General features: G+C 49.0%; 5 protein-coding genes and 1 pseudogene. All 6 read left to right on the forward strand.

Annotation, left to right across the window (positions count from 1 at the left end):
• Positions 1-217: pseudogene (locus ACN0IC_RS14580) on the forward strand (ACP phosphodiesterase); the annotation flags it as partial.
• Between the two features lie 50 nt (positions 218-267).
• Positions 268-2,007 carry a flavin-containing monooxygenase gene (locus ACN0IC_RS14585; protein WP_416879517.1) on the forward strand — a complete coding sequence of 580 codons (1,740 nt, stop codon included), beginning with the start codon at positions 268-270 and terminating at the stop codon, positions 2,005-2,007.
• Between the two features lie 32 nt (positions 2,008-2,039).
• On the forward strand, positions 2,040-3,134 hold the full coding sequence (locus ACN0IC_RS14590; protein ID WP_007151473.1) for a 3-deoxy-7-phosphoheptulonate synthase: 1,095 nt from the start codon (positions 2,040-2,042) through the stop codon (positions 3,132-3,134).
• 189 nt (positions 3,135-3,323) lie between these two features.
• Positions 3,324-3,884 carry a YqgE/AlgH family protein gene (locus ACN0IC_RS14595; protein WP_007148688.1) on the forward strand — a complete coding sequence of 187 codons (561 nt, stop codon included), beginning with the start codon at positions 3,324-3,326 and terminating at the stop codon, positions 3,882-3,884.
• A 172-nt stretch (positions 3,885-4,056) separates the two neighbouring features.
• Entirely contained in the window at positions 4,057-4,458 is a 402-nt protein-coding gene (gene ruvX, locus ACN0IC_RS14600) for a Holliday junction resolvase RuvX (protein ID WP_416879518.1), read from the forward strand.
• Positions 4,459-4,481: 23 nt separating this feature from the next.
• On the forward strand, positions 4,482-5,581 hold a 1,100-nt coding region (locus tag ACN0IC_RS14605; RefSeq protein WP_416879519.1), incomplete at its 3' end, for a hypothetical protein.

Below are 5,581 nucleotides of genomic sequence, written 5' to 3' on the forward strand. Positions count from 1 at the left end.
TGTCTACATCGTGACCTCTTCGGGAGGCACTCCGGTAGGTGGAGAAAAAGACTTTGCAAGCTCTTACTTCAGCTTTGTTTGCAAATTTATCGGCGCTAGAAACATCGAGCTTATTGATGCGGGCGGATCAAAAAGGGAGCGAGAGCAAATTGTTGTTCAGGCAAGATCCCGAATTGATCAAATTCTGTCGAATCAGCGGCTTGTCGCCATCAAGTAATCAGGCTTTTCAGCCTTGGTATTAACCGTAATGAATAAACGGGAATTATTATGAAAGTCTGTGTTATTGGTGCTGGCCCTTCCGGGTTAACGACAATCAAACAATTGCTTGATGAAAGCCATGATGTCACTTGCTTTGATGCCAACGAAAGTGTCGGTGGCATATGGTATCGAGGTGGTGATGATGGGCAGCAGATGAAGGCCTATGACAACATGATGCTTACTGTTTCTATGAAAATGATGTCTTTTTCTGATTTTATTTTCAAAGACGGCAGGAAGTTTACGGACCATAAAGGATATCTTCGTTATCTTGAAGAGTATTCTGATAAATTTGGCCTTGCCAGACACATACAATTCAACAGTCTCGTCAAGGAAGTGATCCGAGAAAGTGATGGCTCCTGGATAGTAAAGGTAAAGGTGGGGGATAAAAGAGTGTCGTCCCACCGCTTTGAGGCTGTTGCAATTTGCAGTGGACCGTTTAAGACGGCCAATACTGAAATTAGTGAAATTGATGGCTTCACTGGCGAGGTTGTCCACTCCAAGTCTTATCGGAATAGTAAAGACTTTGAGGGTAAGAAAGTTTTGGCGATCGGCCTGGCTGAGTCGGGTGCGGATATGCTTAGAGAAGTTTCCAATGTTGCCCAGAAATGCGTGGTTTCGATCAGGTCCCATACTTTTCTTATTCCCCGTCTTATCTACGGGAAGTATTCGACGGACACGTTAACCACCCGGTCTCATCATTATGAAATGTGGAACAGGGCTTCGAAAATAAAATTCCAGATGAAATCCTATAGCCAGGATAGTTGGGCCCTCAGGAATATTTTTCTGGGGGTTGCGAATGCCTATGGTCTGGCCTCGATCCCGGCTAACTTTCTTTACAGAAAGATAATGGGTGATAAAAAAAATAATGATCCTGGAAAGAATAATATGGGCCAGGATAGCGACCCATCAAAAATTGACTATGATACAAAAAATGAAAAAGAGGTGGTGGATTTCATTAACAAATGGAATAAAAAATCCCATCATGACAAAGGGAATTGGTCTCAAAAGATAATTTTCTCAAAGAATGTAAGTTTTGTCCCTAATATCCTTAACAACAAGCTTGTTGTTAAGGATTGTGGCATTGGAAGGGTTGAGGGAAATACGATTTACTTTAATGATTCAACTTCGGAAGAATTTGACAAGATTCTGTTGTGTACGGGGTTCAAGAAAGATTTTTCGTTGCTGAGCAATGTGGAGATTAAAGACAATAACGTTCGAAATCTCTACAAGCATGCTTTTCATCCGGATCATAATGGGCGCCTGGCCATGATCGGCTTTGTTCGTCCTATTAGTGGCGGCATTCCAATTTGCTCAGAAATGCAGGCGCGCTATTTTGCCCTTTTATGTAGTAATAAGATCAATCTCCCCGAAGACGTTGGCGATCGAATTGAAAGAGAGAAGGATTGGGAAGAGCAGTGGATGTGCCTCAGTCCGAATCATACTGAATCCATGCCTTCTCAGATCATGTTTCTGGACTCTATTGCAAAAGAAATTGGTTGCCACTACCCGTTTCATAAACTGATCACCAAGCCTCGGCTACTAGTAAGGTTATGGTTTTATTCCTTTAACCAGTCTTGCTACCGAATGACCGGACCTCATCATCATGACGATGAGGCAGTTAAAGATATTATGACTGAGGAAGTTCCTCTTCATGACTACGGGTTTATGCTGACGATGATAGCGCTCTCTTTCATGCCATCATTTGTACACCCCAAAAATCTCGATTTCCAATACGGTGTAAAGAACTGACATCAGTGCATGGATGCTTAAGGATATTGAAAATGGAACTCAATAATACGGACAATTTGAATATTGAATCCCAGTTCATGCTGGTCAACCCTGAACAGCTTAAAACATCTATGCCAGTGTCTGAATCGGGTGCAAAAACGGTTAGCGATAGTCGCCGTGTCATCAAGAACATCCTTGAAAAAAAGGATCACCGCCTCATTGCTATTGTTGGCCCTTGCTCTATCCATGATGTGGAATCGGCACTTGAGTATGCAAAAAGATTAAAAGCGCTCCCCGAGAAGCTTTCCGACACGCTCTATATTGTTATGCGGGTTTATTTCGAGAAGCCCAGAACTACTGTGGGGTGGAAAGGGCTTATCAATGACCCTCACCTGGATAACAGTTTCAGGATAGAAGAAGGGTTGCAGATCGCGAGAAAACTCCTAATGGAGATCACTTCAATGGGGGTTCCTGTGGCTACAGAAGCTCTCGATCCGGTAGCACCACAGTACCTGTCTGATTTGATCAGCTGGTATGCCATTGGTGCGCGAACCACCGAATCCCAGACCCATCGGGAAATGGCCAGTGGTCTCTCGTCGCCGGTGGGGTTCAAGAATGCCACTGACGGTAGTTTGATGGTGGCGGTTAATGCGCTGAAGTCTTCTTCCCATCCTCATCGCTTCCTTGGCATCAATGGTCAGGGGCAGGTGGCGGTTATCAAAACCAAAGGCAATGATTATTCACATATCGTGCTGCGTGGTGGTGATGGTGGGCCAAATTACGACAGGCAGAGTGTCGGGAAGTGTGAGGCTGTATTAGCGGATGCCGGGTTGGAGCCCACCATTATGGTGGATTGCAGTCACGCCAATTCAGGGAAGGATCCCACACGCCAGCCCTTGGTGGTGAGTGATATTGCCTCCCAGATTCAGCAAGGTAATCGCTCCGTCGTTGGCTTCATGATGGAAAGCCATCTTAACTTTGGCAATCAAAGCCTCGACGTTAAAGGCAAGGAAGAGCTTCGCCACGGGGTTTCCATAACGGACTCTTGCCTTGACTGGTCAAGCACGGAGAGCTGCCTGATCAATTTAGCCAATGATATTCGGGTGGCATTGAGGGCCCGCTGCCAGTCGGAGCTTGAGCCCGCCTGAAAGGTGAGGGGCGGATCAGCGATAGCTCCAGACTTTGCGAGTCGGGCTTGGTCCGAGGGAAGGCGGATCTGGCCGGGCTTGGTCTTCCAGCGCTTGCCCTCCCTGCTTCATGTACGAAATTCTCCCAGGTTGCCCCTCTCGGGGCTCCTTGAGCTTGCAGCGCTCCTCCCCTCCCCGGATACTGTGCCCATGGAAAACACACCCTTGAAGCACCAGTTGCTGGTGGCCATGCCACAAATGGCTGACCCGGACTTTGAACATTCCGTTACCTATATCGTTGAGCACAGCAGCGAGGGCGCCATGGGGCTGACGCTCAACCGCCCGGTGCAGATCAGCCTGGGTGATATCCTCAGCGACATGGATATTGAAATCGAAGTGCCGCCCTCCGAGCGGCATCGCGTGGTGGCCGGTGGGCCGGTCCAGCAGGAAGCCGGCTTTGTGCTGCACAGTGCCGCCACCCGCTGGCACGCCAGCACTGTCCTCAGTGATGGCCTGATTCTGACCACCAGCCGTGACATTCTCGAAGCCATCGCCATTGGTGAAGGCCCGGAGCAGTCCCTGATTTGCCTGGGCTATGCGGGTTGGGATGCCGGGCAGCTGGAGCAGGAGCTGGTGGATAACGCCTGGCTCAGCACCCCCGCCAGTCGCGAACTGATCCTCGACACCCCCTTCGAACAAACCTGGCACGCGGCCGCCGCGCGCATTGGCGTTGATATGAGTTTGATTGCCACGCAGGCAGGCCACAGCTGAAAGGCAATTAATAATGAATAGTTAATAATTAATAGCGGCGCGGTTGAAGTTCTTGTTCTTGCAAGGTTAGAAGCCGCGGTCACAACACCGGGCGCGGCCACGAACCTTGCAAAATCAGAGCAACGAGATCGCGCAACTATTAACTATTCATTATTAACTATTCATTGCCCCTATGATTCTTGCCTTCGATTACGGTACACAAAAAATCGGTGTGGCCAGCGGTAATGCGCTGCTGGGCACCGCCACGCCCTTGAAAGCCCTGCCCTGCAAAAACACCCAGCCCAACTGGGATGACATTGCCGCGCTGTTAAAAGAGTGGGAGCCGGAGGCGTTGGTCGTTGGGTTGCCACTGAACATGGATGGCAGTGATAGCGAGTCCACGGCACGGGCCCGTAAATTTGCCAATCGTCTGCATGGGCGATTCGGGAAAAAAGTGTGGCTGGTGGATGAACGTTTGAGCACCCGCGAAGCCCGCGAACGTACGGGTATCCAGAAAGCAGACCCGCGGGTGGATTCCATGGCAGCGGTGGTGATTGCGGAAGGCTATTTCTCTGGTAATGCACAGTGTTTTTAATGAACCGATTTTGGGAGCCAATTTTGCAGAAAAAAAGAAGTACTAAATCGTTATTTTCTCCTCTGGTTTTTATGCTTCTGGCTACGGGCTGTGGCGGCGGCGGGGGAGGCAATAATAGCGATGCACTTGGCTCCTATGAACCTGTCCCTGCCACAGTGGAGTATCGCGAAGGTGGCGTTATCAAAGGGATGCAAATCTTTGATTACGGCACGAACAGCACGGTGCGCTCTCGCTTTGTTGTTGACTCTGGTAATGATGGTCAATGGAACACGGCGGATGACGTACGCAAAGGTGGGCTGACCTGCAAGTATCAACAATCAGATAACCCTCTTCCACCAGCATTGTTGTCTGTAGTGCAGAATATGGGAACCAATGGAGACGGTAGTTTTGCGCTCCAGCAGTTGGATCTGGAAAGCGACGGCCGCATTTCTATCTGTCCCACGCTGTCAGGTAAGCAGTTGGTAAAAGAAGAAGTGCTTTGCGAGGATAATTTTTGCCCGGCGAGATATCAGTTCGGCTATAGTATAACCATCGAGCAAAAAGAACAGGAAGGTGGCTGGTCGCAAACTCAACATACCATTTTCTATGATGGCAATGGTTTGATGATAACCGCACCGCCTTTTCCTTCCCACATTCAAACCACGAACCTTTCTGGTGATACAGAAAGCGGGTTTGAATTTCTGGTCACAGTAGAGCCGTCCCCGGAATATTCAGAAGACGCCAGCTTGGCTCAAGCATTTCTTTATGCGGGCAACGGCTATCAGGAAAAAGTTGTGCAGTGGCTGCCGGGCGAGCTTGAGAGTCGGGTGGTGATGGATCGCTATGGCGAAAATGAAAGCTATGTGGATACCCGGTACCGCACCATGACATGGCTTCCTGAAAAAGGAGAGCTGCAGGACAGTCAGGACAGCCAGAACCCGCCAGCGCTATACCCGCTTATGAGGGTTTATGAGTTTGATGAGAATGGAAAGCCTGCTAGCCAAGTGGCCCTTATGGCCGGTGAGGATAATATCTGGTTTACTGCTGACGATGTCGTCTATGGTTTTCCGGAGTTTATTTATGATGAGGACGGCTTTCTTAAGGAGATGAAGACGATTGAGGGTAATGCCGCAAGGTCGTTTGA

It is taken from the genome of Litorimonas sp. (assembly GCA_029936425.1).
Taxonomy (GTDB): domain Bacteria; phylum Pseudomonadota; class Alphaproteobacteria; order Caulobacterales; family Maricaulaceae; genus Litorimonas.